The sequence below is a fragment of the Pseudoalteromonas lipolytica genome (genome assembly GCF_900116435.1).
Lineage (GTDB): Bacteria > Pseudomonadota > Gammaproteobacteria > Enterobacterales > Alteromonadaceae > Pseudoalteromonas > Pseudoalteromonas lipolytica.
Genome location: NZ_FPAZ01000003.1, coordinates 1 through 919, shown reverse-complemented (window position 1 = coordinate 919; position 919 = coordinate 1). Strand labels below are relative to the sequence as shown.

General features: G+C 42.0%; 3 tRNA genes. 2 read left to right on the top strand and 1 reads right to left on the bottom strand.

From position 1 onward, the window contains the following. Positions 1-2 precede the first annotated feature (2 nt). Positions 3-78, bottom strand: a tRNA-Val gene (locus tag BM378_RS02960). A 647-nt stretch (positions 79-725) separates the two neighbouring features. On the opposite strand from BM378_RS02960, the gene BM378_RS02955 reads away from it, so the two are divergent. Both BM378_RS02955 and BM378_RS02950 read left to right on the top strand, forming a co-directional pair. After that, a tRNA-Ala gene (locus BM378_RS02955) sits at positions 726-801 on the top strand. Between the two features lie 38 nt (positions 802-839). After that, a tRNA-Glu gene (locus BM378_RS02950) sits at positions 840-915 on the top strand. Positions 916-919: the final 4 nt, after the last annotated feature.

Sequence of the window (919 nt, the reverse complement as noted above, 5' to 3'; positions counted from 1 at the left end):
AATGGTGGGTCGTACTGGACTTGAACCAGTGACCCTCGCCTTGTAAGGGCGATGCTCTCCCAACTGAGCTAACGACCCATATCTAAAAAACAACTCATTGCTGCGTTGTTGTGGGGCGCTATTATAGATAGAGTTGTAAATGTGTCAACACTTGAATGAGTAAAAATGTGCTAGATGCAGCTTTTATAAACAACGACATGGCTTTTTTACATTTTTTGATGAACAATTATGCAATTCAGTGCTCTTCCTTCTATACGCAAGCTGACTTTTAGGCTGTTTGGGGTCAATTACTTTAGCGGGGATGAGCTGTGTTAGTTTTGTTTATATGTAAATGCATTTGTCGGTTGTATAAATAAGTACAACGCAGTGCTCTTTTTTAACGTTAATTAAAAGGGCGTGGGGGAGGGGAAGAATGATCAATTTAGTTATAAAATTAAGATATCGCCGTTTTCCATATAAATGTATACCTTTTAGTAAGCGAAACCTCCTTTCATTGAGGCACAATAAAATCTAAACAGCACGCTAATATGTAAAATTCAGCTATTTATTAGTGGATTGTATAAAATAGCTCCTCCTTGGGGTGTTATTTAGTCAGCTTGTTGAAATTTAAATCATTTAAATAAAGTTAGATAAAAAACTGTTGACTTTATTTGGGGGGCTGCATAGAATGCGCCCCGCACTCAGCGATACACGTCAGCATTAGTTGGTAGTGTGTATGCAAAGTTGGGGCTATAGCTCAGCTGGGAGAGCGCTTCGCTGGCAGCGAAGAGGTCTGCGGTTCGATCCCGCATAGCTCCACCAATTTGCATAGTGTTTGTCCTAGGGTAGCAGTTTTCTGCGTCCCCATCGTCTAGAGGCCTAGGACACCGCCCTTTCACGGCGGTAACAGGGGTTCGAATCCCCTTGGGGACGCCACTTA